Consider the following 26,288-nt stretch of genomic DNA (forward strand, 5'->3'; position numbering starts at 1 on the left):
GAGGAGGGCCAATCATGAGCAATGGATGGCCTTCTGTCTATTTGTACGGTAAAACCAAATAAAACTGCGTTATATTCTCCGGATTTCAGCATAGTTTGTCATAAGACCGATAAAGGAGTGGTTTTATGGCATACATTATTGAAAATGTCCACCTCATGAAAGGACAAGCCTTCACAGAGATGAGTATGCTGGTGGAGGACCAGCGAATTCTATCTTCAGCGTCCAATTTTGACCGCTATAACTACATGAGGATGGATGCGGACACCTTCATAATGACCCCAACACATGTCCTCTTTGATCAAAATCTTCCTGTGAAAGAACCTTTTAAAGAGAGAAAAGAATATTACCTGAAAAATTTCATCTTCAAGGGCAGCACTGTTGTGTTCACGACCGTTAAAATCCAATTTGAACGACAGCTGGAAGAAAAGCTTAAGCAGATGAAAAGTGATTTGCTGGACAGCCCAATTGACTTTGTCCTGGGGGTCAGCATCCCTACACGCCTTTTGAATCCTGGATTTATCCGGAAGTGCAAAAAGTTAAAAATCCCAGCGATCTTTCTGGAAATTGACGAGATGGACAACTTAAGTACGATGCCATGGGGATGGATCAAGGAAGCACTGTTTCCATATAATTGCCCAATCATTCCACTCTTCCCTGAAAGCAAGCATAAAAAGGGAAGGCAGGTTCAGCTCAATATCTGGAGTGATTTAATGAAAAAAGAGAAGCTCCCTGCAGTGCACGATGACTTATCGAACCCGGGCCCCGTGTCAAGGTCAGTTTTAAAGAAAACGGGAATCTTCCCGGAAAAATCCAATCTGCATATTGGCGGGGAACTCAGCTATAATCTTTACAATATTAACGCTGAAACAAAACATCGTGATGAACACGGGTTGTTTTTCCAATCAAAGCATTTGGCAGTGACCGTCGATAAGGGAAAAGTAATTCGTGCAGGGAGTGAGGTTTATTATCGGCCAGGAAAGGGAGAGAATGTTATAATTAAGACACCAGGATTTTTTACAGATAATTATTAAAGGCTTTCTTGAGTTGATTGCGAAGCCTGAAGTGAAGATAGGATGAGAGAAATGATCGAAGTAAAAGAAATAACAAATTATATTGAAAATGGACAGCTTGAAAAAGCAATGGCTGCCTATAAGGAAATTCTTGAAAAAGGCAGCGACGAAGAAAAATTCCTTCTTTCCGAGGAGCTATTCCGATTCGGTTTTATGGAAGAAACAGGGGCTTTGATTGAAAGTTTATTAAAGAATTATCCTGATGAAGGAGAACTCCATGTATTGCTCGCAGAAACCCAGATTGAAATGGGTAATGAGGAAGAGGCGATGCTTACCCTTGAAAGAGTAAAAGAAGATGATCCTTCTTTCCCTCAAGCGCTGCTACTATTGGCAGACCTGTATCAAATGGAAGGTCTGTTTGAGGTAAGCGAAAAGAAGCTCCATGAAGCGAAAAGGATTTTACCGGATGAGCCTGTGATTGATTTTGCACTAGGTGAGCTATATGCCCACCAGGGGAAATTGGTTGAAGCGATTCAGTATTATGAAACGGGTCTTAAGACACATGAGGAAATTGGCGGAGTGAATATCAATCAGAGATTGGCCGAAGCTTTAAGTGCGGGCGGGTCGTTTGAGGAAGCTCTCCACTTTTATGAAAAAGCGTTAGAGCAAAAACTGGAAATTAATACTTTGTTCGGATTTGCTTTCACCGCGTTGCAGGCGGGCTATAATAAAACAGCGATCGAGAAATTCGAGGAACTGAAGGCTCTTGACCCTGAATATCACTCCCTTTACCTTTATCTAGCCAAAGCCTATGAACGTGAAGAAATGGTTGAAGAAGCGTTCGAAGCTGTAAAGCAGGGAATCGATCAAGATGAATTCAATAAAGATTTATATTTTTATGGCGGCAAATTGGCCCTTAAGATTCCTGATGAAGAAGCTGCTGAAAAATTGCTTCGAGAATCAATTGCCATTGATCCAGGGTTCATGGAAGGGGTCTTGGTCCTCAATAAATTGTTTCTTAAGCAGGAACGCTATGAGGATGTACTGGAGCTGGTACGAGCAGCTGATATCCATGAAGAGGAAGAGGAACCTCAGATTTTATGGGATGAGGCAGTAGCTTACCAGCAAATTGAAGATTTTTCACAGTCATTAAACAAATACCAACTAGCATATACTTTCTTTAAAGACAACAAAGAATTTTTGACAGACTACGGATATTTTTTAATTGAAGAAGGAAAAATGGCCGACGCTGCCGAAATTTTTAGTAAGTTAGTTGAAAAAGAACCTGGCAATGAAGAATTCCGTGAGTTATTGGAACGCTTGACGGAGAATCAGTAATTTCAACAAAAAATTTGAGTTATGCAGAGGAGGGATTCAAAAATGACAACCCCTGTATCTGTCAACGAGAAAAAGGATTTTATTCGCTGGTTTTTGAACCATTATCAGCTTAAAAGGCGGGAATGCGTTTGGATCCTTAACTACTTGATGAGCCATGACCAGCTGATGGAAAAGGTGCACTTTGTGGATAATGCACAGTATTGTCCAAGGGGATTAGTAATGTCGACCCATTGCGTCGATGAAGTGCCATTCAGGTTCTTCAAAGAAAACGTAATGACGACGGATGCAGAAAAGTCGTTCCACGACATTCGTCTGAACAGAGAAGAGGAAATTTACATCCAATTGAATTTCCACGCTTCAAACAAAGCCCACCAGTTTGCGGCCGTACTGGAAGAAAACCCATATGTTCCAGGCCAGCTCCAAATCAGCGAAAGTGACAAGATGGTAGCAGAAAGATTCCTTGAAGAAAGTATTCAAAAGTTCCAAAAAGACAAACTGCTAACCATGATCGATGAAGCACTGGACAGCCAGGACCAGAAAGCTTTTGAACAACTCACAGAACAATTAAAAAGATTGGGCACAGTCAATTCGTTATAGCTTGCTTTAGATAGCAGGCTTTTTATTTTGCCTGTTTTTAAGGAAGGTGACATCCAGTGCGGTCTGAAACTGTTTTGACTATGGACAAAGAGTTCCTGGAGAAGTTACGGATTTGCCTGATCTAGCATTGACTTATGTCAGAGCCTTACATAAGAGCATCCTTCTCCTTGACCGGGTTCTTATGTGGGAAGAGTTGCTTGCTTAAGGGTAGGATTAGCCCCTAAATGTGCCCTTATAGAAGCCGGGAGAGCTGCATAAGGGTAGGATTAGCCCCTAAATGTGCCCTTATAGGAGCAGAGAGAGCTGTATAAGGGTAGGATTAGCCCCTAAATGTGCCCTTATAGGGACAGGGAGAGCTGCATAAGGGTAGGATTAGCCCCTAAATGTGCCTTTATAGAAGCAGAGAGAGCTGTATAAGGGTAGGATTAGCCCCTAAATGTGCCTTTATAGAAGCAGGGAGAGCTGCATAAGGGTAGGATTAGCCCCTAAATGTGCCTTTATAGAAGCAAAGAGAGCTGCATAAGGGTACGATTAGCAAAGTGAACCCCCATTTTCATGCTAACCCCAACAACGCGGACACTATCACGGAAGTTGAAACCCAAACACCCAACCTAATAAACGATTCGAAAACTGATTTTAATCATGATATTATATACATTGGATGTGAAAAAAGGGCTTAAGTTTGATTGAGAACGATTATGTCTGAAGCCTAATAGAATGATGGAGTTGGTTTTATGAAATGGGTGGCAGCAGATGTGGAAATGTACCAAAAAGCTGCTGAGTATGTCGACACAGCAATTGTCCCGTTATTGCCAGTTTCTTTTGGTGATGACATGAAACAAAATGCTTCGATGGCGGAATTCACTGGAATACTTACATCACAGCTGGAGAAGCAGTTTCGGGGCAGGATTTTCCTCTTGCCTGATTTTGTGTACATAAAGGGAAATGAGGGTAGCTTGAACGCTTTGAAGGAATGGGAGAACACTCTATTGGACAAGCAATTCAAGCATGTTTTTTATGTGACGTCCGACAGCAACTGGAGACAGCAGGAGAAAGAGTTGATTGGAAATGTTCTTTGGCTTCCTTCCTTGTCTTTGGAGCACATGCAGGAGCAGCAAAAAGTGGCTATAGTGGATGATCAGGTAAAGCAATTACTTTCTTTGTTTACTGAGAAATGGGAAGAAGAATAGTTTCGTGTTATTTTTATCACTGCAAAAAATGTTTTCAACATAGTATTATATTGATTTTGTAATGAGATTGATATATCATGGTTATGTCCTAGTTTTAAAATGTGTTTAAATTATGTCCGTTGGGGACTTAACTTGGGAATAGAGGGGGGAATAGCGTGAGTAAGCATCGTGTTTCAAGACGTCAATTCTTAAACTATACTCTAACAGGTGTAGGCGGTTTCATGGCTGCAGGGATGCTGATGCCAATGGTTCGATTTGCCGTTGATCCTGTACTGAAGGGTGAAGATGCGGGGGATTTTATCGCGACTCCATTGAAGATCGCAGATATCACAAATGAACCGCAAAAAGTCAACTTTACTTTCACACAAAAAGATGCATGGTATGAATCTGAAGAGACTGGAACTGCTTGGGTATTCAAAAACGAAGGCGGGGACATTATTGCCCTGTCGCCAGTATGTAAACACCTTGGCTGTGTTGTAGACTGGAATACGGATAAAAAGAATCCGAACATGTTCTTCTGTCCTTGCCACTACGGCCTTTACGAGAAGGACGGTACTAACGTGCCGGGCACACCGCCGTTGGCACCATTGGATGTATATCCAACAAAAGAAAAAGACGGGTTCCTTTATGTAGGAAAAGCCGAACCACGAAAGGGGGCGTAATCTTTGTTAAACAAAATTTACGATTGGGTAGATGAACGTTTAGATATTACGCCTTTGTGGCGCGATATCGCAGACCATGAGGTTCCTGAGCACGTTAACCCGGCGCACCACTTTTCTGCGTTCGTGTATTGCTTTGGCGGTCTGACGTTTTTCATCACTGTCATACAGATTCTTTCAGGGATGTTCCTGACAATGTATTACGTGCCGGACATCAAGAATGCATGGGAGTCTGTTTATTATCTTCAAAATCAGGTAGCATTTGGACAAATTGTCCGAGGAATGCATCACTGGGGTGCGAGCCTTGTCATCGTTATGATGTTCTTACATACGCTTCGCGTGTTCTTCCAGGGCGCTTATAAGAAACCTCGTGAATTGAACTGGGTCGTCGGAGTCCTGATTTTCTTCGTCATGCTGGCTCTTGGATTGACAGGCTACTTGCTTCCATGGGATATGAAAGCATTATTCGCAACTAAGGTTACATTGCAGATTGCAGAGGCTGTTCCATTGATTGGTCCTTACATTAAGATCTTACTTTCCGGACATTCAACGATCGTTGGTGCACAAACCTTGACTCGTTTCTTCGCGATCCACGTATTCTTCCTGCCGGCTGCACTTTTAGGCTTAATGGGAGCGCACTTCTTGATGATTCGTAAGCAAGGTATTTCTGGTCCATTGTAAAATTCGAATGAAAATGTTGTGCGAATCGTGATTCGCCAATGATACGGAAAAAGGAGGGGATTGCTCGATGCATCGTGGTAAAGGTATGAAGTTCGTAGGAGACTCTCGTGTCCCTGCAGAACGCAAGCCTAATATTCCGAAAGACTACTCGGAATACCCTGGCAAAACGGAAGCGTTTTGGCCAAACTTCCTGTTGAAGGAATGGATGGTTGGTGCGGTCTTCCTCATCGGATACTTGAGCTTGACAATTGCTCACCCGTCTCCGCTTGAGAGGATTGCCGACCCTACTGATACAGGGTATATTCCATTGCCAGACTGGTATTTCTTATTCTTATATCAATTGCTTAAATATTCTTATGCTTCCGGGCCATATACAGTAATTGGGGCTATGGTAATTCCGGGTCTTGCATTTGGTGCATTATTGCTTGCGCCGTTTATTGACCGCGGTCCAGAACGCCGTCCATCAAAGCGTCCGCTTGCGACAGGTTTTATGCTGTTGGCGATCGCTTCAGTCTTCTACCTTACTTGGGAATCTGTTGCCCACCATGACTGGGAAGCAGCCAAGAAACAGGGTCAGATTGTTGATGTCGAAATCGACAAGAACTCTGATGGATATAAAATTGCACAAGCACAGACATGTACTTCCTGCCATGGTGGGGAGTTTGCAGGCAGCGCTACTGCGCCAAGTCTGTTGGATACTAAATTGAATGCTGAAGAAATTGCAGACGTTGCCAAGAATGGTCAAGGTAACATGCCTGCTGTCTTCAAAGGTACTGACGAAGAACTTCAGACACTTGCTGAATTCATCGATGGCCTAAGCGAGTAATATTTCAAAGAACCTGTAAGATAACTTGCAGGTTCTTTTTCATGTAGACTGATCGATACTCTGACTTTGGTCTTCTTCATACATAGGGTAAGTTGAATCTTGAATAAGGATTGAATTAAATATAGCACTTAATGAAAAATCAAGGAAAACTTGGATTATTTTCTACAAACTGTAATAATAGTGATAGAAAACTTGGAATGGAGATAGTCAAGATGATAAAAAGATTATACCCTTTACTAGGGAATAGGTCCGTCTTGTGGCTGTTATTTTGGGTGAATGTGTTAGGGACAGCCTACGGGTACTATTGGTACAAATGGCAGCTTATCGATACACCACCGCGGTTCCTTCTTTTCGTCCCAGATAGTCCAACTGCAAGCTTATTTTTTGTATTCGTTTTGGGGGCATTCCTTATGGGGAGAAATTGGCCTTTAATGGAAGCTTTGGCTATCGTAAGCTTAGTCAAATATGGCCTATGGGCTGTCTTCATGAACTCAATGGTATTCTTCGTTTCAGGCCAGCTCGACTGGATCGGCCTCATGTTGATGGCTTCCCATTTTGCGATGGCGGTGGAAGGGGTGTTATACGCTCCTTTTTATCGGATGAAAGCATGGCATTTGATTGTCGCTGCAGTGGTCGTTCTACATAATGAAATCATTGATTATGTTTTTGAAATGATGCCCAGGTACCATACGCTAGATTTATATATGGACCAAATTGGATATTTTACATTCTGGCTGAGCATTTTCTCAATTGCCGTTGGTTATTATTTCGGACTGCGGCCTGAGCGATTCGCCCTCTCGCTAAAAAGATCAAGATAACCCTTTAATTTTGGTCTAACCTTGTCCCCCCTCTCATACATTTTAATAGTATTTAGAGGGGGGACAGGAATGAGAGCAAAATATCTTTTATTCTTTACGGTGCTACTATTATTGATTGCGCCGTTCGCAGCATACGCAGAACCACAGTCGCCTGTTGAGGAACTGGACAATATATCAGACCAAGCTCTGCAAATGGTCAAACTTCACCGATATGATGATGCGAACAGATTGTTGAATCATTTTTCAGAAGAATTCCTGATAGTCGCCGGGGATGGTCGTCCATTCACTATGGATGAATTGCGGATTATTACTGTAGCGCATGATGAAGCAGTTGAAGCGGTGGCAAACACTGACCTGGGACATGCTGAAAGGATGAATCGGGTTACAAAATTCAGACTTGTAATTGATGCGATTGCCTCCACTCATCAGCCGTTATGGACTGAAATGGAAGGTCCCATCATGACAGTATTCAATGATATGAAGACTGCTGCTTATGAAGGTGATAATGACGAATTCCATTCGAACCTTAATTCATTTCTGTCATTATATAATGTCATTTATCCGAGCATGAAGATTGACATCACACCGGAAAGAATCCAAAAAGTTGATGCTAAAATCAGCTTTATTGACCAGTATCGGCCCCAGGTTCTCGAAGAAGCCACCAGCCAGGAAGAACTGGAAGCCCTTGAGTCGGACTTGCAGAATATCTTTGATGACATGACGGAGGATGAAGCGGATCCATCCCTGTGGTGGGTAATGATTTCTACTGGAAGCATCATCATTCTTACATTGTCCTATGTTGGTTGGAGAAAATATAGAGGAGACAATGAGAAAAAGAGAAATGTACAAAAAGAACGAAAAAATTGACACCGCTATCTAGTATTAATAAAATAATGATAACAGCAAGAGTTGTAAGGGGAGGTACTAGATGTCTACGTTAATTTATTTTGCGCTTATTATTTTGATCCCATTATGGGCTCAATTCAAAGTAAAAGGAGCATACAAGAAATATTCACAGGTCGCTTCTTCGTCACAAATGACTGGGGCTGAGGTAGCGCGTAAAATCTTGGATGATAACGGTTTATACAATGTTGGCGTCGAGGAAACAAGAGGTTATTTAAGTGACCACTACGACCCGCGTTCAAAGGTTGTCCGTTTATCCTCCGGAAACTTTTTGGGCCATTCAGTCGCAGCAGCAGCAATTGCTGCTCACGAGGTAGGCCATGCGATTCAGGATGCTGAGGACTATGCATTCCTTCGATTTCGCCATGCGCTTGTTCCAGTGGCAAGCTTAGGTTCAAACTTTTCCTGGATCCTCATCCTGATTGGGATTTTTGCTCAATTAAGCGGATTGCTTTTACTTGGTATCCTATTCATGGCTGCTGCTGTTGTTTTCCAGATCATTACCTTGCCGGTGGAATTCAACGCTTCCAACAGGGCAATGGACCTGGTAGTCTCAAATGGCATCATTCGCAATGATGAAGAAAGAGAAACAAAGAAAGTTTTGAATGCAGCTGCTTTGACCTATGTAGCTGCAGCAGCGGTTGCGGTCCTTGAACTGGTGCGCTTAGTGATGATATATACTGGGATGACCAGTGAAGAATAAAAAAATCCGGAGAATTCTCCGGATTTTTTTTCGTGCTAATTTTGTCGTGTGCGATTCCCTATCTTTCTAAAGGCAATTTGTTTTCATCAAGCGTAAACCCTTCACCAAGTACATCATGGACCACTGTGACCGACACAAAAGCGTGAGGGTCGACTGAATTAATGACACTTTTCAATCGGACAATTTCATTCTTGGCGACCACGCAGTATAAAACATCTCTTTCGGCTTTCGTATAAGAGCCTACAGCTTTTAGGCTTGTGACACCCCGGTCCATTTCCTTCATGATTTTTGCTGCGATCTCTTCATTATCTTCTGAGATAATCATGGCTCCTCTTGCAGCGTATGCCCCTTCCTGCATAAAGTCGATTACCCTTGCCCCCACAAAAACAACTACAAGTGTATACATGGCCTCCCTATAGTTAAGGTATGTAAGAAGGGAAAGAGTTATAACGCCAAAGTCGAACATGAACATTGTCCGGCCCATCGTCCACCCAAAATATTTTTGCGCAAGTCTTGCGATAATGTCGACTCCGCCTGTTGTTCCGCCATAACGGAAGATGATACCGAGACCAATCCCAATGAACACGCCCGCAAACAAAGCAGCTAAAAATAAGTCTTCATATAGAGGCATCTGAATCTGATATTTCTGGAATATAGCCAGAAATATGGAAACACCCACAGTTCCTATGATGGTATAAATGAATACATTCCGTCCAAGCAGCTTCCAGCCTATAAAGAACAGCGGCAAGTTTAATAATAAGTTCGTGATCGATGGAGACCAGCCGAATACGAAATAAAGCAAGAGTGTAATACCGGTGAATCCGCCTTCTGCCAGGTTATTCTGCATATTGAAATGAACAAGACCGAATGAAAAAATAGCCGCACCAAGCAAAATGAAAAAGATGTTTTTGAATTTTAAGCCCTTAAGCACGTTTATTCCTCCTAAAAGTACGACTAAAATGAAGCGCTTATATTATATAAAATATAACCAACAAGGGCAATCTTTTACAGGAGGGACATGAAGAGTCGGAATTTTCTACACTCCTTGTCCGGTTCATACTGATATAAAGGTTCATTGTTGGTATGTCCATATTTAGTTTGAAATAAAAATATTTGTCAAAGTACCTCCATTAAGCTAACATCGATATAGATAATAGAACAACATACATACTAAAGGTTGGGTGAGTTTCTTGAGTGAAAATAAAACGATGAAAGAACTCCAGCAGGAAGTGGATGCTTATATTAGCCAGTTTAAAGAGGGATACTTCAGTCCGCTCGCATTGACTGCACGCATGACCGAGGAGCTGGGGGAGCTGGCTCGCGAGGTAAACCATTTTTATGGCGAGAAGCCAAAGAAGAATGATGAAAAGGAAAAGACAATTGAAGAAGAGCTGGGAGATATGCTATTTGTTATGATTTGTTTTGCCAACTCTTTAAATATAGACCTGGAAGAAGCACATAACATGGTCATGAAAAAGTTCAATACAAGGGACAAAGACCGCTGGACGAGAAAAGACAGTTAAAGGAGACAGGAATGATGGAAAAAGTAAAAATAGTCATTGCAGGACCACGTGGCAGAATGGGGAAAGAAGCTGTGAACCTCGTGCTGGGAACAGAAGAATATGAACTCGCGGGAGTTGTGGACAGAAAGTATGAAGGAATGAAAATGGGTGAGCTCGACGGTTTTCCGGAGTGTGATGCCATAGTCTATACGGATTTTGAGAAATGTCTTCAGGAAGTGGAGCCAGACGTATTAATTGATCTGACGACACCTGAAGTCGGCATGTTTCACACAAGGACCGCCTTGAAATATAAAGTTCGCCCAGTAGTAGGGACCACGGGATTCAGCCAAGAAGACCTTGAAGAACTTGAACAGCTCTGCGCACAACAAGAAACAGGCTGTATCATTGCTCCAAACTTTGCAGTCGGAGCAGTGCTGATGATGAAATTCTCGCAAATGGCTGCCAAATATTTCAATGATGTTGAAATAATTGAGCTGCACCATGATCAGAAGCTGGATGCACCATCAGGTACAGCTGTAAAAACGGCGCAAATGATATCGGATGTTCGTGAACCTAAAAATCAGGGCCATGCCGACGAGAAAGAAACGATTCAGGGTGCCCGCGGTGCGGATTATGAAGGAATGCATATTCACTCTGTCAGGCTGCCTGGACTGATTGCCCACCAGCAAGTGTTATTTGGCGCTGAAGGACAAACATTGACGATACGCCATGATTCGTATAATCGAAGCTCCTTTATGTCCGGGGTAAAGCTTGCGGTGGATACCGTCATGAAAATGGATGGTTTTGTTTACGGACTAGAGAATATCATTGAATAGGGGAGAAACCAATGAATATTGCCTTAATTGCCCATGATAAAAAGAAAGATGATCTTGTGGGATTCGCAGTCGCTTATAAAGAGATCTTTGAGAAACATACATTATTCGCTACTGGAACTACAGGGCTAAGGATCATTGAAGCAACCGGCCTGAACGTGACAAGGTTTCAATCCGGCCCCCTTGGCGGTGACCAGGAAATCGGCGCACGAATCGCCAACAATCTAATGGATGCAGTATTCTTCTTCAGGGATCCACTTACTGCCCAGCCACATGAGCCTGATGTGACAGCCCTGCTACGGCTTTGTGATGTATATTCTGTCCCGCTTGCGACCAATATGGGAACAGCGGAGATTCTCGTCAAAGGAATCGAAAGAGGAGACCTGGATTGGCGAAATATAGTGAAAGAAGAAACTGGTGATGTACATGGAACCAATGAATCTTGATATACTGGCATTCGGTGCCCATGCCGATGATGTGGAAATCGGCATGGGTGGAACAATCGCAAAATATGCTGCCGAAGGAAAATCAATTGGGATATGTGATTTGACGAAAGCGGAAATGTCTTCGAATGGAACGGTAGATACGAGGAGACGTGAAGCAAATGAAGCAGCCGGCATTCTTGGGGTGAAGATGAGGGAAGCACTTGATTTGCCGGACAGAGGATTGTTTTTAAAGGATGAATACATAAGGGAAATTGTTAGAGTGATCAGGCGTAACACACCGGACATAGTTTTTGCACCTTATTTTGATGACCGTCATCCTGACCATGGCAGCTGTGCCCGCCTTGTCGAGGAGGCGGTCTTTTCGGCAGCAGTAAGAAGATATGATGAAGAGCATGGATTGGCACCACATAGGCCAAAAGCTTTGTATTTTTATATGATAAATGGATTCCACAAACCCGATTTTGTTGTTGATGTTTCAGAGACTATCCATCTGAAAATCAATGCGCTGAATGCCTATGAAAGCCAATTCATGAAAGGGGCAGCCACATTCGATACTCCGCTTGTGAATGGCTACATCGAAACAGTTGAGGCCCGCGAGAAACTATTTGGCAAAGAAGCCGGTGTTGCCTATGCTGAGGGTTTCATGTCAAAAAAACCATTGTTAATCCAAAAGGATTTGTTAGGGGAAGGAAAATGAAAAAATTAAAAATTGGCATCACCTGTTACCCGACGGTAGGAGGGTCTGGAGTTGTCGCGACAGAACTCGGGAAGCTGCTGGCAGAGAAAGGCCATGAGATCCATTTTATCTCCTCGAGCCTTCCCTTCCGGTTGAAGAAGATGTATCGAAATATCTATTCTCATGAGGTAGAAGTCAATCAATACTCTGTCTTTCAATATCCGCCATATGATATCGCGCTGGCAAGCAAAATTGCAGAGGTCGCTGTTATGGAAAATCTAGATGTCCTCCATGTGCATTATGCAATCCCCCATGCGGTCTGTGCCATTTTGGCCCGCCAGATGAGCGGGCGGGATCTGAAGATTGTCACTACGCTTCATGGTACCGATATAACTGTACTTGGATATGATCCATCTCTTACAGATGCTATTCGTTTCGGAATTGAAAAGTCGGACTATGTTACAGCAGTGTCCAATTCGCTCATTCAGCAGACATATGATTTAATCAAACCGGCTAAAGAAATTGATTGCGTTTATAATTTCATCGACACTCGTGTCAACAAACGAATTGACTCATTGGACCTTAAAAAGGAATTTGGAATCCTGCCTGAAGAAAAAGTGGTCATCCATGTTTCCAACTTCAGGCCAGTTAAAAGAGTTCCTGATGTCATCAAAGCATTCGCAGGAATTGCAGAAAAAATGCCGGCTAAACTTTTGCTGGTAGGAGATGGCCCGGAGATGAAGACTGTCTGCAGTCTTGCAAGTGAACTAGGGATACGAGACAAAGTCCTGCTTCTTGGTAAACAGGAGAGAGTTGAAGAATTATATTCAATAAGTGATTTAATGCTTCTCCTTTCAGAAAAAGAAAGTTTTGGACTGGTCGCTTTGGAAGCGATGGCTTGTGGTGTGCCGTGTATCGGAACCAATGTAGGCGGAATCCCCGAAGTAATCGTAGATGGAGAGACGGGATTCGTGTGTGAATTAGGAAATACTGAAGAAATTACCACGAAGGCTGTTAAGATCCTTTCCAATCCGGCCCTACACAAGAGATTTGCTGAAAACTCGATAGAACGGGCGGAGAAGAGCTTCAGCGCTGAACAGATTGTTTCTGAATATGAAAGCATTTACTATACTCTCGTTGGGCAGGAAGAACAATGATTGGCGATCCATTCAAACAGGCAGTACCTGTCCTACAATTAATCGAGAATGCTGGATTTGAAGCCTATTTTGTCGGCGGTTCTGTCAGGGATCATATCCTGGGCCGCGAAATATCCGATGTGGATATCGCTACCTCGGCGTTACCTGAGGAGTTAAAAGGAATTTTCCCTAAAACCAATGATGTGGGAATTGAACATGGAACGATACTCGTCCATCATAAGAATGGCCACTACGAAATCACGACATTCCGTTCAGAAGGAAACTACTCTGATTTTCGCAGGCCGGATAAGGTTTCATTCATTCGGTCATTAAAGGAAGATCTTCAGCGTCGGGATTTTACGATGAATGCAATGGCGATGGACAAAGAAGGGAACATTATCGATCCTTTCGCAGGAAAAGAGGCAATAAAAAACAAACAGATAGCCACAGTAGGCAATCCGGAAGAACGATTCGGAGAAGATGCACTAAGGATGTTAAGGGCTGTCAGATTCCAGTCACAATTATCTTTTTCAATTGAAGAACGTACTTTAGAATCGCTTTGTGCTCTATCTCACCTGTTGGACAACATCGCAGTCGAACGGAAAACGGTGGAATTTGAGAAATTGCTCATGGGGACAGGCAGGAAAGAAGCGGTCCATTTGCTGGCGGATAGCGGGATGATTCACTATTTGCCGGGCTTGAAAGGTCGTAGTGATGCAATGATACGTTTTTCGAGTCATTTGACAGAGAACTTCCAACTGACAGATTCCTGGGTATTGTTAGTATACGAATTAGGGTTGAAGGATAAAGAAATTGATGTTTTCTTGAGAGAATGGAAGCTCCCAGTCAATAAAATCAAGAGGATCATTAAAACTCTTTCATTAATAAAACATCGCCTTGAAAATGACTGGAGTCTGGAATTGGTCTATAATGCAGGGCTGGATGATGCGATTAGTGCTGAAATAGTATATTCATCCCTCCAAAATTATAGCGTCAATTTAAATAAGATCAGGGAATTGTATGAGCAGCTTCCAATTAAGCACCGCAAGGAATTAGACGTAACGGGGAACGATGTCATGGACTGGATGAATCAACCTCCTGGACCATGGCTGCGCCAGATTATTGAAGAAATTGAGCGTTCTGTGATTTATGGCGTTGTACCAAATGAGAAGGAGAAAATAAAGAAATGGCTGAGCGGGTTCAATCAGAAATCAGAAAAAAGTTAATTGATGCCTTTACAAAAAATGAAACTGAATACTTGTCAGGACAACATCTTGCTGATATTGCGGGCTGTACACGTACGGCCGTTTGGAAGCATATTGAAGAACTTCGCAAGGAGGGTTTTCAGTTTGAGGCGGTAAGAAAAAAAGGCTATAAGATCGTTTCAATCCCTGACAATATGTCTGCAGATAAAATTAACCTGGGTTTAAACACTGAATTTTTAGGCAGGAACCTTCACTACCATGACAGCGTGGAATCGACTCAAAAAATTGCGTATAAACTGGCTTACGAACATGCCGAAGAAGGAACAGTCGTGATTGCCGAAGAGCAAACTGCAGGCAGGGGCAGAATGGATCGGAAATGGCACTCTCCCAAGTACTCTGGAATATGGATGAGTCTCATCCTCAGGCCGAAAATTCCGATCCCTAAAGCTCCGCAGCTGACATTGATCACAGCAGTGGGTGTAGTACAGGCTATTGAAGAGGTAACAGGCCTGCTGCCCGAAATTAAATGGCCGAATGATATTCTGATCAACGGCAAGAAAATAACTGGCATTCTAACCGAACTTCAGGCAGAATCTGATCGAATCAATTCAATCATTATTGGCATCGGCATCAATGTGAATACAGAGATTGAAGATTTCCCTGAAGATATTCGGTCAATTGCTTCGTCCCTTGCGATTGAATCTGGCAAAATGATAGATAGAGAAAAACTGATTCGGACAATACTGGAAAAGCTGGAGAAATTGTATCTGCTTTATCTTGAAAAGGGCTTTTTTCCGATTAAGTTGATGTGGGAAAGCTACGCGATCAGTATAGGTAAACAGATTACCGCAAGAACAATTACTGGGGAAATTAAGGGGAAAGCCATCGGGATTACGGAAGATGGAGTTTTATTAATCGAGGATTCTGCAGGAGACATTCATCATATATACTCTGCGGATATCCAGATAGATGGTTAATTTCGTTATGTAGCCAAAAAAGCAGTCATTTGCTATAATCAATCTGGGCGGTATCGAAAGAACTGCACCTTGTTGACTAATTATAAACAAAATAGTTCTGCCTGGATCCGGTAGCGGACTGGGACAGAGGGATGAAACAAGTACAGGCTTCAAAGGGTCCTTCTGGCATAGATGGGCCCTTTTTTAGTGTCTGACATTGATGGATTGTTTTATCTCCTCTTCAGAAAAAGGGAGGAATGAAAATGAAACAAACAACTGATTTCTTGAAAATGAAGCAAACAGGCAACAAGATCGTCATGGTAACGGCCTATGATTATCCTTCTGCAAAGCATGCAGAACAGGCTGAAGCGGATATGATCCTCGTGGGAGATTCCCTTGGTATGGTCGTGCTTGGCTATGACTCGACTGTTCCCGTGACGATGGAGGATATGATCCACCATTCGAAGGCAGTCAAGCGGGGAGCGGCCAACACATTCATTGTTGTCGATTTGCCATTTATGAGCTATCATCTGTCGATCAAAGACACGCTTATAAACGGAGCAAGAATTATGCAGGAAACAGGGGCAAATGCAGTTAAATTAGAAGGTGCTGACGAGGTCATCGGCCATATAAACGCACTGACAAAGGCGGGGGTCCCCGTAGTAGCACACCTTGGATTAACTCCGCAATCCGTAGGAGTACTTGGTGGATATAAAGTACAGGGAAAAAGCGCGGATGATGCAAAGAAATTAATGGATGACGCGAAAAAGTGCGAAGAGGCAGGTGCCTTTGCACTTGTGCTGGAATGCGTCCCTAAACAGCTTGCAGAACAAGTCAGCCAGAACCTAACTATCCCGACAATTGGGATCGGGGCTGGTGCAGAGGTAGACGGACAGGTTCTTGTATACCATGATATCATCACCTATGGCGTGGACCGAGTCCCGAAATTTGTAAAACAGTATACGAATGTAAATGAACTAATCTCTACTGGGCTCAATGCCTATGTATCTGAAGTCAGACATAAGGCCTTCCCGGAAGATAAACATAGTTTCACCATGAAGGAAGAAGAATTGAAGGCATTGTACGGGGGAAAAGAATGAAAATCGTCAGAACCATCACCGAGATGCAAGAACAAATGCAAAAGCTGAAATCTGAAGGGAAAACCATCGGTTATGTACCAACCATGGGCTTCCTCCATGAAGGCCATATTTCATTAATGAAGAAGGCCCGCCCGGAAAATGACATTGTTGTCCTGAGCATTTTTGTGAATCCCCTCCAGTTCGGTCCGTCTGAGGATTTGGATGCTTACCCACGCGATTTTGAGCGCGACCATAAAATCGCGGAAGCTGAAGGTGTGGATTTTATCTTTTATCCTTCCTCTGAAGAAATGTATCCAGGAAATGCTTCAGTTAAGGTCACTGTTGTTGAAAGGACCAATGTACTGTGCGGAAAGTCAAGGCCTGGCCATTTTGATGGTGTAGCAACAGTTCTTTTCAAGCTGTTCAATATCATCCAGCCGACGAAAGCTTATTTTGGGTTGAAGGATGCCCAACAGGTTGCTGTAGTCGATGGCCTGATCAACGATTTCAATTTCCCGATACACTTGATTCCGGTTGAAACAGTTCGTGAACAAGATGGTCTTGCAAAGAGTTCAAGAAATGTCTACTTAACTGAAGAGGAAAGAATACAGGCAGTTGAACTTAGCAAGAGCCTGAAGATGGCTAAAAGTGCAATAGAAAATGGCGAAAGAAATCCTGATGAACTTGTCAGTTTGATGAAAAAACATATAAATGAAAATACGACTGGTACAGTTGATTATATTGAAATCTATTCCTATCCTGAGCTTGAAGAAATGAAAATGCTGAAGGGGAAAGTTATCGTCGCGCTTGCGGTGAAGTTCTCTAAAGCCAGATTGATTGATAATACCATTTTAGAAGTAGAATAACTTATATAGGGGGATTATATTCCATGTTCCGCACCATGATGAATGCTAAAATACATCGAGCACGAGTTACTGAAGCTAATCTTAACTATGTCGGCAGCATCACGATCGACACAGATATTCTGGATGCAGTCGGTATGGTTGCTAATGAAAAAGTACAAATTGTCAATAATAATAATGGCGCGCGCTTCGAAACATATATTATACCTGGGGAAAGAGGGAGCGGTGTAGTTTGCCTTAACGGTGCAGCAGCTCGTCTTGTCCATGAAGGTGACGTCGTAATCATCATTTCCTATGCGCTTGTTCCGGAAGAGAAGGTTCCGTCCCACCAGCCAAAAGTAGCACTGATGGATGAGAACAACCGTATTGTAGAAATGATTCATGCTGAGCCCGAGAACACAGTATTTCTATAGAACAAGAAAACTCCCGAACCATCGGGAGTTTTTTCATACCATTACTCACTCGTCAACGTCTGCCGATACAGGAGGGTGTACAGACTTTTTTACTAGTATAACTAAATTGGATCATCCAAATTCCTATATAATGGTCATAATAGGTATAAGCCTGCTAATTGGGTTTCAGAAAGGACTGGGATGAGACTCCCGCTTTCACTTTCGTATATTTTGTGATACGGTTTTGTTTGACTGAATGTTAGAGGTGTATTGAAGAATGAGCCAAAAATTTGTAGTTGTAGATTTAGAAACAACGGGTAATTCCCCTAAAAAGGGTGACCGTATTATACAATTCGGGGCCGTGATCATCGAGGATGGAAAGATAACTGGCAGATTCTCATCGCTTGTCAATCCAATGCAGGAGATTCCAGCTTTCATTGAAGAATTGACAGGAATTTCAGAATCAATGGTGAAGAATGCCCCATTATTTGAGGAAATCGCTCCCCAGGTATCTGATATGCTTGAAGATGCTTATTTTGTGGCTCATAATGTCTTGTTTGACCTTTCTTTTTTACAAGAAGAATTAATAAACTCAGGCCAGGAAGGATTTTATGGACCTGTTATCGATACAGTGGAAATGGCAAGAATCCTTTATCCGTCAGCTGACAGCTATAAACTGACTGATTTGGCAGCGAGGGAGGGGTTGGATCATGACCGTCCACACCAGGCTGATAGCGATGCGCAAGTAACCGCAGAATTACTGTTAATCATGCTCGATGCAGCGAAAGCTCTGCCTCTTGTTACAGTCAAAGAGCTTGCAAAGCTTTCTGAGGGACTCAAGAGTGATCTTCACCTGATTTTTGATGATGTTTTGAATTTGAAGGAGAGCAGTCTCGAAAATCTGCCTGACCATATAGAAGTCTACCGCGGGATTGCCTTGAAAAAGCGAGCTGAAATCCAAAAAGCTATACATAGTGTAATTAAGTATCCCCAATCAGTGGAGGAAAAAAAGACTTTGCTACAAAAAGCTTTTTCTGGTTATGAGATCAGGCATGGACAGTTTGAGATGATGGACTATGTCCACGGAGCATTCACAAGGAATGGCCATGCTCTCATCGAAGCCGGAACAGGTGTAGGAAAGTCTCTTGGTTATTTGATTCCAGCAGCCATTTTTTCCATGGATATTCACACCCCAGTTGTAGTAAGTACCTATACCACACAGCTTCAGGAGCAGCTCTTACACAATGATGTACCGAAACTGGCTGAGGTTCTGGGTACGAAAATAAATGCCTCTCTCATTAAAGGAAGAAACAACTATATCAGCATGGCCCGGTTTGAGCATTCCCTGAGAGAAGTAGAAGAAAATTACGATACAGCCCTTACTAAAATGCAAATCCTTGTATGGCTTACACAAACAGAGACCGGAGATTTTGATGAACTCAATTTGTCTAGTGGAGGTATCCTCTTCTGGAGTAAAGTTAAGAATGAGCCTGCCCTTTTCCTTAAGACAAAGCACTGGGAGAGTTATGACTTTTATCAAAGGGCGGTTGAAAAAGCGCAACAAGCAGATATTCTGATCACGAATCATGCCATGCTTCTTGCCGACCTTGTTTCTGAAAAGGGTCCACTGCCGAATTATGACTATGTAATTCTTGATGAAGGCCATCAATTTGAAAAGGCAGCAGGAAAATACTTTGGGAAGTCGCTGGATTATCTGGCTGTCAGGCTTGTACTGAATCAGCTTGGACTTTATGACCAAAACCAATTGTTTCATAAATTGGAGAGGTTGCTGCAAAATGAATCAGGAGACGGCAGACTGCATTCCTTTGAGGTCAGCCAGTTGATTTCCGATTTGGTATATGAAACAGAGGAACTCTTTAAGCTTGCTGGAACATATGCAAGAAAATCGGTTAAGAATAAAGCCTATGGCAGCAAAATACATGCAGGCATGATTCCGGACAGGGATAATCGTGTTTGGACAGCATTGAAAACAACAGCAGAAAGGTTTTATTTTGACTTAAAGGATTTAATTGTTGCACTGGAAGAAAGGCTAAATGAAGCCGGGAAGAGCAACCGCCCATATACGGGAGTGCAGCAATCCATTCTGGAAGAGGTTGTACAGGTTAAAGAAGACTTAGAAGCAATCCGTGATACGGCCAGAACCCTATTTATGGACGATAGTGGATATGTGAGATGGATTGAGGCAGATTTAAGGTCTTTGCAAAACTCAACAACCATTTTTTCACGCCCTGTCTATGTATCAGACTATTTGGCTCAACGATTCTTTGCGAAAAAGAAAAGCGTAGTGGTCACATCAGCCACGCTTTCTGTCAATAATTCCTTCAGTTTTATTAAAAAGGAATTGGGGCTCGAGAATACTCTCATGGAAAAGCAAATTCCTTCACCATTTTCTTATGACTCTCAGGTCAAGCTGATTGTTCCTGATGACTTGCCGGATATAAAATCTGTGTCCCATGATGACTATGTGGCTGCCATAACAGAACATATCATCTCCATCGCAGAAGCAACGAAAGGCAGGATGCTGATTTTATTCACATCACATGAAATGCTGAAGAAGGCGTATGAATTAATTAAAGAGAGCGGTCTACTTGAAGAATTTATTTTAATTGCACAGGGTATTACAGCAGGCAGCAGGACAAGGTTGACCAGGAATTTCAAGCGGTTCGACAAAGCGATCTTGTTCGGGACCAGCAGTTTCTGGGAGGGTGTCGATATTCCCGGAGAGGACCTGTCATGTTTAATCATCGTGAGGCTCCCATTTACACCTCCTGATGAACCAATCACAGCCGCAAAATGTTCCATAATCAAGGAAAGCGGGGGCAGCCCTTTTAATGAACTATCTCTGCCAGAAGCGGTTCTACGGTTTAAGCAAGGGTTTGGAAGGCTGATTCGAACAACTAATGACAGAGGGTTGATTTTTGTCTTTGACCGAAGGCTTGTGACGACATCTTATGGAAGAGCCTTTTTACATTCTGTACCTGACATACCAGTTGAAAAAGGGAGTATCACAAAAATAGTCGAAATGGTACATGATTGGCTGTAGTCCTCCTGAAAAATATCTGTATTGAATGCTTACTTTTTATAAAAGCCTTTTATATTTTCGGCTAAATGACACACTCTAAAGCTAGAAGTAATTGGAGGAGTGTACATGAAGTTGTTAATAGCTATCCTGGCTTTTATGAATTGGTACTATTTTCCTTACGAGTCCCCGTCTGCACCAGTTGAGGTAGAAGGGGTGGATGTCAATCTGAAAAGAAACGAATTGGCTTTTACATTTTTAGCGATCAGCGATGGAGAGGCTGCGTTAATTCAGCATGCTAATGGCGAGAATGTACTGGTCAATACTGGAGGAAAAGGTACAATAAAAGAGATTGATCGCTTGCTGGCTCTTTTTCATGTGAAGGAATTATCGACGATAATTTTAACTGCAAATAGAGGACAAGAAAATCTTGATCCATTAATCCAGAAATATAACGTACGCCGGGTCTTTTCAGGCAAAGCTGGTAGTCAAGTGCTGACAGAAACATCAATTTCGACTGAAGTGAAGGTTCAAAGCTGGAAGCAGGGGGATTTGTTAAAGCTCATGCCAGGATTGACCGCAGAAGTCATTTACGATGGCGATGAAGTAAATGAAGGGACAGATATTTCTTTTCAATTCTTTCATCATCAAATTTTTTATGTTAGTTCTGCAAGTCATAAATCCGAACAAGCTTTTCTAAAGGAACCATTAAGGAATGTCAACATTGTCAAATTGCCATTATTCGCTGCGAAAGGGTCTTTTTCGGACTTATTGATCGAGCATCTTGATCCACAACTTGCGATCATATTCAAATCCAGCTCAATTAAACCTGATCCTGATTTAGTGGAGATGCTCCATGAAGCATGGATTGATGTTTATTTCACAAAACAGCATGGTACTGTTACAATTAAACTTACTGATTCAACCTATGATGTCATAACAATTGCAAGTGAAGAATAGTGGAATTTGAAGACGCATCCATGGATTCTAAAAGCATCAACAGCAAAAAAACTGCGCATATATTGCGCAGCCATTTTGGTGTGTGTGGAACAGAAAAATATTTTTGGTGTGTCAGCGATACTCTTACCAGTGAGGACCATCTCCTGATATAATGAGTGGGTGTTAATTGTATTGTTGCCAGCTTAACGTTTATATATAGATGACAAAAATTGTGTGAGAGGAGAGGGACCAGACATGGAAAGTAAAATCGAAATCGTTTCGACAGTGAAGGTCCAAAATAGTCCTGATTTATATAAAATTGTAGATGCCCTAAACAGGACATTGAAGCGCGATGACCTTATGTTCGGTCTTGCACTGGATCAGGATGATAAAGAAAAAGCAGTCTTTACCATTTACCGCACCTGATAAAAAAATCATATTGAGATGAACTGCTGTTATGTTAAGCAGAATTGAGCATACATAAAGAAGGGATTCATGTGAAGAAATGGATATTTATCAGTATTCTCATTGTTTTTACAATAACGGGGATCCTGATCAATGTATATTTGAACGCGGTTGAGCCAGTCAAGGCAGCAGAGGAAGAGGCTGTTAAAATTGCGTCAAAAGAAACAAACCTTACCGGTTTCACTAACTTCAGTTTGTACAGTGGAGAAGAAACTTATTATGTGATGACGGGGAAAAATGCCAAACAGGAACCTGTTTATGTTTGGATCAATGAAAAAAACAGCGAAATTATTACGAGAAATGCTAAAAATGGTATCACGAAAAAAGAGGCGTTAAATAAACTATATCAGGAAAAAAAACCGAATGAAATCATTGAAGTAAGGCTCGGCATGGCCAGGATCCAAAAGACGGACAGGCCGGCATGGGAAATTTTTTACCGAAACAACAGTGACACAATCAATTATTACTATGTAGATTTTGATACGGGTGAAAAACTCAGGGCTATCGATAATTTATAAGTACTTTGGAGTAAAAATGTCATGTATGTAAAAAACATAGGAGGTAAAGGGATGGAGATCCAATTAGCCAGCAGAGTGGGTGCACTCACTCCTTCATCGACTTTGGCCATTACTGCCAAAGCGAAAGAATTAAAAGCACAAGGAAAAGATGTGATTGGTCTTGGGGCAGGGGAGCCAGACTTCAATACGCCGCAGCATATTATTGATGCGGCTGTTCAATCAATGAATGAGGGTTTCACAAAGTACACTCCATCCGGTGGGCTGCCAGAATTAAAACAGGAAATAGCAGCAAAATTAAAGGCGGACCAGGGACTTGAGTATCAGTTGAATGAGATTATTGTGACAAGTGGTGCTAAACACGGTTTATACACCCTTTTTCAGGTGCTGCTCAACGAGGGAGATGAGGTCATCATCCCGATTCCCTACTGGGTCAGCTATCCAGAGCAGGTAAAGCTTGCTGGTGGAAATCCGGTTTACGTTGAGGGTCTGGAGCAAAACAATTTCAAGATCACTCCGGATCAATTGAAGGAGAAGGTCACGGACAAGACAAAGGCAGTCATCATCAATTCGCCAAGCAACCCAACTGGGATGGTGTATTCCCAGGAAGAATTGCAGGCTCTAGGAGATGTCTGTCTGGAAAAAGGCATTCTGATCATATCAGATGAAATCTATGAAAAACTGATCTATGGGGATGCTGAGCATATCTCGATTGCCCAGCTTTCAGCAGAGTTAAAAAAGCAGACGATCATCATTAATGGTGTTTCCAAGTCCCATTCGATGACCGGCTGGAGAATCGGCTATGCTGCCGGTGATAGCAGGATCATCAAGGCAATGACCGACCTGGCTAGCCATAGCACCTCAAATCCGACGACTCCATCACAATATGCGACGATCGCTGCCTATGCTGGAGAACAGGAAGCGGTGGAAGTGATGCGTTCCGCGTTTGAAGAAAGGCTTGAAATCATCCATGGAAAACTGAATAAAATTCCAGGGATCAGCTGTATCAAGCCTCAGGGAGCGTTTTACCTGTTCCCGAATGCCAAAGAAGCAGCCATCATGTCAGGCTGCAAGGATGTAGATGAGTTTGCGGAAGTCTTACTGACTGAAGCGAATGTTGCAGTCGTTCCTGGCTCTGGTTTTGGAGCACCAGACTATATGCGACTTTCATACGCAACATCCCTTGACCAGTTGGAGGAAGCTGTCAGCAGAATTCATCGATTCATTGAAAACCGAGCTTAAATCAGGTAGTGTGGGTCAGCGGGCTTGGTATATACGAAAGCAATTTGAGCGGTTGCTAAACCGTCTATATCCATAAAAATGAAATGGCCCGTGATCCTGCGGGCCAGTTGTTTTTTTAGGGTATTTTTTATAGTATAAAAACAATACCTTTTCGCTATTTTTCGACTAATTTCCCTTTTTAATCTTTTTCTATTTTATTACCAGCCGGGCTTGTTCATGCTATACTATGAAAAGAGGTGTCCGGAATGAAAAAAGCAGATATGTTAGATTGGCTGAAAGAGGGGAATGTGACAATTCCTGCTGTATTGCTTACGCAATATAAAGAAATGAGATTAAACGAACAAGAATTAGCCCTATTACTTCATGTATTCTATTTTTCTGAAAAAGGAAATGAATTTCCTACGCCTACGGAACTTGCAGCCCGCATGACGATATCGGCTTTCGAATGTACAGATTTGCTCCGAGCACTGATTCAAAGAGGGTTCATATCGATAAGTGACGGGAATTCCACGGACGGAATCAGATATGAAAAATATTCGCTGGAACCGCTATGGGAAAAGCTATTCGATCAGTTTATGCTCAAGCGGAAACAGGAAAAAGAGATTCTCAATCAGAAGGAAGAAACAGATTTATATACAACGTTTGAAAGGGAATTCGGCCGGCCGTTATCGCCATTTGAATGTGAGTCACTGGCAATGTGGATGGACGATGACCACCATGATCCAATCATCATTAAAGCTGCCTTAAGGGAAGCTGTTATCTCTGGAAAATTGAATTTTCGGTACATAGACCGGATTCTTTTTGAATGGAAGAAGAATGGAATCAAGACAATCGAACAAGCCAAAAGTTATGGAAGAAAATTCAGGCAGCAACAGAGTACCCAGAAGACAGGGAAGGAAGAAACCAAAGTGTCTGCGAATCCTGTTCCATTTTATAACTGGCTTGAACAGTAATTGTAACGAGAGAATTCATCCATTCTCTCTTTTTTAATGGCTCTTTTCGTACTGGAACAATCACGAAAAGCAAAACTCAATGGTAAAACAGCCTTTTAATTCGGATAATTGAGCTTAGATCAATTATGGAAAAGTGGTGAGATACTTGTTAAATAAACAACAAATCAGGTTTTGCCTTGATGAAATGGGCAGAATGTTCCCTCAGGCACATTGTGAGCTGGTCCACTCGAATCCTTTTGAACTTGTAATTGCTGTCGCCTTATCTGCCCAGTGCACGGATGCACTTGTAAACAAAGTGACAAAGGATTTGTTTCAAAAATACAAAACTCCGGAAGATTTTTTGAGTGTGTCGCTGGAAGAGCTTCAGCAGGACATTCGGTCGATCGGACTGTATCGTAATAAAGCGAACAACATCCAGAAGCTATCCAGGATGATCATAGAAGAGTATGGCGGAGAAGTCCCTCGTGACAGGGATGAATTGACAAAGCTACCTGGCGTAGGCCGTAAAACTGCAAATGTAGTGGTATCGGTCGCTTTCGGCATCCCTGCCATTGCTGTTGATACGCACGTAGAGCGAGTCAGCAAACGCCTGGCATTTTGCCGATGGAAGGACTCAGTTCTTGAAGTAGAGAAGACACTGATGAAAAAGATTCCTGAGGAAGAATGGTCCATCACGCATCACAGGCTGATCTTCTTCGGCCGATATCATTGTAAAGCGCAAAACCCTAAGTGCGAAACATGTCCTTTACTGGAGGTATGCAGAGAGGGCAAGAAAAGGATGAGGGCAAAAGCGTAATGGAAGAATTAGATACCTTATCTGTGGATCATGAAATAGCTGTGGGGGAACTACTCAACGAATGGAATCAGTGCAAGGAGCTGTTAGACTCTCATTTTAAAAATAGGGATAGCAAAAGTGCAGAACCCTTGATGAGAACGGCGATTTCACTATTTGAACAATTCCTTTTTCTATCTAACAGCCTTGCTCAAGAAACATGTACGATTAAAGACTGTAAAATCAAGCCGGTGAATGTGGAGGAAAGGCTTGATTTCATTCTATCAAGACCAAAACTTTTTCATTCATATAAGCAGCTTGCTGAATTATTCGCTGAACAGGAAAAGCAATTTGCTAAGCAAACAGTCTTAAATAAAACAAAAAGCAAACGTCCTGAGTGAGTCTCAGGACGTTTGCTTTTTTGCTATATGCGAAATTATAAAAGTATTTTTGTGTGGATAACTCCATATGGGTATCTTAATCCAGCTCCAGCGCCTAGCCCCTCGAGACGCTTGTCTAGTTTCGCCTCCTAGAAACTCCGAAACTTCA

General features: G+C 42.4%; 29 protein-coding genes. 28 read left to right on the forward strand and 1 reads right to left on the reverse strand.

The window, feature by feature from the left end; translation table 11 throughout:
* Positions 1–125 precede the first annotated feature (125 nt).
* From AB5I83_RS02575 to AB5I83_RS02620, 10 genes are all read left to right on the forward strand, one after another.
* On the forward strand, positions 126–1,031 hold the full coding sequence (locus tag AB5I83_RS02575) for a hypothetical protein (protein WP_448972601.1): 906 nt from the start codon (positions 126–128) through the stop codon (positions 1,029–1,031).
* 51 nt (positions 1,032–1,082) lie between these two features.
* Entirely contained in the window at positions 1,083–2,348 is a 1,266-nt protein-coding gene (locus AB5I83_RS02580) for a tetratricopeptide repeat protein (protein ID WP_448972603.1), read from the forward strand.
* 42 nt (positions 2,349–2,390) lie between these two features.
* Positions 2,391–2,945: a ReoY family proteolytic degradation factor gene (locus AB5I83_RS02585; protein ID WP_167831360.1), complete on the forward strand. Its 555-nt coding sequence runs from the start codon at positions 2,391–2,393 to the stop codon at positions 2,943–2,945.
* Between the two features lie 734 nt (positions 2,946–3,679).
* Positions 3,680–4,135 (forward strand): YpiF family protein, encoded by a 456-nt coding sequence (locus AB5I83_RS02590; RefSeq protein ID WP_448972605.1) that lies wholly within the window; start codon positions 3,680–3,682, stop codon positions 4,133–4,135.
* Between the two features lie 155 nt (positions 4,136–4,290).
* Positions 4,291–4,797 carry a QcrA and Rieske domain-containing protein gene (locus tag AB5I83_RS02595; RefSeq protein ID WP_167831358.1) on the forward strand — a complete coding sequence of 169 codons (507 nt, stop codon included), beginning with the start codon at positions 4,291–4,293 and terminating at the stop codon, positions 4,795–4,797.
* Positions 4,798–4,800: 3 nt separating this feature from the next.
* Entirely contained in the window at positions 4,801–5,475 is a 675-nt protein-coding gene (qcrB, locus tag AB5I83_RS02600; protein ID WP_102263395.1) for a menaquinol-cytochrome c reductase cytochrome b subunit, read from the forward strand.
* Between the two features lie 67 nt (positions 5,476–5,542).
* On the forward strand, positions 5,543–6,301 hold the full coding sequence (locus AB5I83_RS02605; protein WP_167831357.1) for a menaquinol-cytochrome c reductase cytochrome b/c subunit: 759 nt from the start codon (positions 5,543–5,545) through the stop codon (positions 6,299–6,301).
* A gap of 215 nt (positions 6,302–6,516) precedes the next feature.
* Positions 6,517–7,119, forward strand: a complete 603-nt coding sequence (locus tag AB5I83_RS02610) for a DUF1405 domain-containing protein (protein ID WP_448973877.1) — start codon at positions 6,517–6,519, stop codon at positions 7,117–7,119.
* Between the two features lie 69 nt (positions 7,120–7,188).
* The gene (gene ypjB, locus AB5I83_RS02615; RefSeq protein WP_448972608.1) at positions 7,189–7,986 is read left to right on the forward strand and encodes a sporulation protein YpjB; all 798 of its coding nucleotides are present in this window, start codon (positions 7,189–7,191) and stop codon (positions 7,984–7,986) included.
* A 61-nt stretch (positions 7,987–8,047) separates the two neighbouring features.
* The gene (locus AB5I83_RS02620) at positions 8,048–8,725 is read left to right on the forward strand and encodes a zinc metallopeptidase (RefSeq protein ID WP_448972610.1); all 678 of its coding nucleotides are present in this window, start codon (positions 8,048–8,050) and stop codon (positions 8,723–8,725) included.
* A gap of 58 nt (positions 8,726–8,783) precedes the next feature.
* Here the strand turns inward: AB5I83_RS02620 and AB5I83_RS02625 are convergent, their stop codons facing one another.
* Complete coding sequence (locus AB5I83_RS02625) at positions 8,784–9,656, reverse strand: YitT family protein (RefSeq protein WP_448972612.1); 873 nt, start codon at positions 9,654–9,656, stop codon at positions 8,784–8,786.
* Between the two features lie 277 nt (positions 9,657–9,933).
* Here AB5I83_RS02625 and AB5I83_RS02630 point away from each other — a divergent pair, with 277 nt between their 5' ends.
* The 18 genes from AB5I83_RS02630 (at position 9,934) to AB5I83_RS02715 (ending at position 26,140) form a co-directional block, all read left to right on the forward strand.
* Positions 9,934–10,248 carry a nucleotide pyrophosphohydrolase gene (locus tag AB5I83_RS02630; RefSeq protein ID WP_226087913.1) on the forward strand — a complete coding sequence of 105 codons (315 nt, stop codon included), beginning with the start codon at positions 9,934–9,936 and terminating at the stop codon, positions 10,246–10,248.
* Positions 10,249–10,262: 14 nt separating this feature from the next.
* Positions 10,263–11,063 carry a 4-hydroxy-tetrahydrodipicolinate reductase gene (gene dapB, locus AB5I83_RS02635; RefSeq protein ID WP_448973879.1) on the forward strand — a complete coding sequence of 267 codons (801 nt, stop codon included), beginning with the start codon at positions 10,263–10,265 and terminating at the stop codon, positions 11,061–11,063.
* An 11-nt stretch (positions 11,064–11,074) separates the two neighbouring features.
* Positions 11,075–11,506: a methylglyoxal synthase gene (gene mgsA / locus AB5I83_RS02640; RefSeq protein WP_167831353.1), complete on the forward strand. Its 432-nt coding sequence runs from the start codon at positions 11,075–11,077 to the stop codon at positions 11,504–11,506.
* A complete protein-coding gene (gene bshB1, locus AB5I83_RS02645) occupies positions 11,487–12,203 on the forward strand; it encodes a bacillithiol biosynthesis deacetylase BshB1 (protein ID WP_226642596.1) in 717 nt (238 codons plus the stop codon). Before mgsA ends, bshB1 begins: the two co-directional genes overlap by 20 nt.
* On the forward strand, positions 12,200–13,339 hold the full coding sequence (gene bshA / locus AB5I83_RS02650; protein WP_448972614.1) for an N-acetyl-alpha-D-glucosaminyl L-malate synthase BshA: 1,140 nt from the start codon (positions 12,200–12,202) through the stop codon (positions 13,337–13,339). Before bshB1 ends, bshA begins: the two co-directional genes overlap by 4 nt.
* Positions 13,339–14,544 (forward strand): CCA tRNA nucleotidyltransferase, encoded by a 1,206-nt coding sequence (locus tag AB5I83_RS02655; RefSeq protein WP_448973881.1) that lies wholly within the window; start codon positions 13,339–13,341, stop codon positions 14,542–14,544. The genes bshA and AB5I83_RS02655 overlap by 1 nt, the downstream gene beginning before the upstream one ends.
* Positions 14,505–15,500, forward strand: a complete 996-nt coding sequence (locus tag AB5I83_RS02660) for a biotin--[acetyl-CoA-carboxylase] ligase (protein ID WP_448972616.1) — start codon at positions 14,505–14,507, stop codon at positions 15,498–15,500. Before AB5I83_RS02655 ends, AB5I83_RS02660 begins: the two co-directional genes overlap by 40 nt.
* 242 nt (positions 15,501–15,742) lie before the next feature.
* Positions 15,743–16,579 carry a 3-methyl-2-oxobutanoate hydroxymethyltransferase gene (gene panB, locus AB5I83_RS02665; RefSeq protein WP_226085227.1) on the forward strand — a complete coding sequence of 279 codons (837 nt, stop codon included), beginning with the start codon at positions 15,743–15,745 and terminating at the stop codon, positions 16,577–16,579.
* The gene (panC, locus tag AB5I83_RS02670) at positions 16,576–17,424 is read left to right on the forward strand and encodes a pantoate--beta-alanine ligase (RefSeq protein WP_448972618.1); all 849 of its coding nucleotides are present in this window, start codon (positions 16,576–16,578) and stop codon (positions 17,422–17,424) included. The genes panB and panC overlap by 4 nt, the downstream gene beginning before the upstream one ends.
* Before the next feature lie 23 nt (positions 17,425–17,447).
* Positions 17,448–17,834 (forward strand): aspartate 1-decarboxylase, encoded by a 387-nt coding sequence (panD, locus tag AB5I83_RS02675; RefSeq protein ID WP_448972620.1) that lies wholly within the window; start codon positions 17,448–17,450, stop codon positions 17,832–17,834.
* A gap of 256 nt (positions 17,835–18,090) precedes the next feature.
* Positions 18,091–20,877 carry an ATP-dependent DNA helicase DinG gene (gene dinG / locus AB5I83_RS02680; RefSeq protein ID WP_448972622.1) on the forward strand — a complete coding sequence of 929 codons (2,787 nt, stop codon included), beginning with the start codon at positions 18,091–18,093 and terminating at the stop codon, positions 20,875–20,877.
* Positions 20,878–20,982: 105 nt separating this feature from the next.
* Positions 20,983–21,813, forward strand: a complete 831-nt coding sequence (locus AB5I83_RS02685) for an ATP-dependent DNA helicase (RefSeq protein WP_448972624.1) — start codon at positions 20,983–20,985, stop codon at positions 21,811–21,813.
* Positions 21,814–22,047: 234 nt separating this feature from the next.
* Positions 22,048–22,218 carry a YpmA family protein gene (locus tag AB5I83_RS02690; protein WP_167831345.1) on the forward strand — a complete coding sequence of 57 codons (171 nt, stop codon included), beginning with the start codon at positions 22,048–22,050 and terminating at the stop codon, positions 22,216–22,218.
* Positions 22,219–22,289: 71 nt separating this feature from the next.
* Positions 22,290–22,775, forward strand: a complete 486-nt coding sequence (locus AB5I83_RS02695; RefSeq protein ID WP_448972626.1) for a cell wall elongation regulator TseB-like domain-containing protein — start codon at positions 22,290–22,292, stop codon at positions 22,773–22,775.
* Positions 22,776–22,832: 57 nt separating this feature from the next.
* Positions 22,833–24,014 carry a pyridoxal phosphate-dependent aminotransferase gene (locus tag AB5I83_RS02700; protein WP_448973883.1) on the forward strand — a complete coding sequence of 394 codons (1,182 nt, stop codon included), beginning with the start codon at positions 22,833–22,835 and terminating at the stop codon, positions 24,012–24,014.
* A gap of 245 nt (positions 24,015–24,259) precedes the next feature.
* Positions 24,260–24,967, forward strand: a complete 708-nt coding sequence (locus tag AB5I83_RS02705; protein ID WP_167831343.1) for a DnaD domain-containing protein — start codon at positions 24,260–24,262, stop codon at positions 24,965–24,967.
* A gap of 145 nt (positions 24,968–25,112) precedes the next feature.
* Positions 25,113–25,763, forward strand: a complete 651-nt coding sequence (nth, locus tag AB5I83_RS02710; RefSeq protein WP_448972628.1) for an endonuclease III — start codon at positions 25,113–25,115, stop codon at positions 25,761–25,763.
* Positions 25,763–26,140, forward strand: coding sequence for a YpoC family protein (locus tag AB5I83_RS02715; protein ID WP_448972630.1), 378 nt, complete (start codon positions 25,763–25,765; stop codon positions 26,138–26,140). Before nth ends, AB5I83_RS02715 begins: the two co-directional genes overlap by 1 nt.
* Positions 26,141–26,288 lie beyond the last annotated feature (148 nt).

Source organism: Mesobacillus sp. LC4 (genome assembly GCF_053543455.1).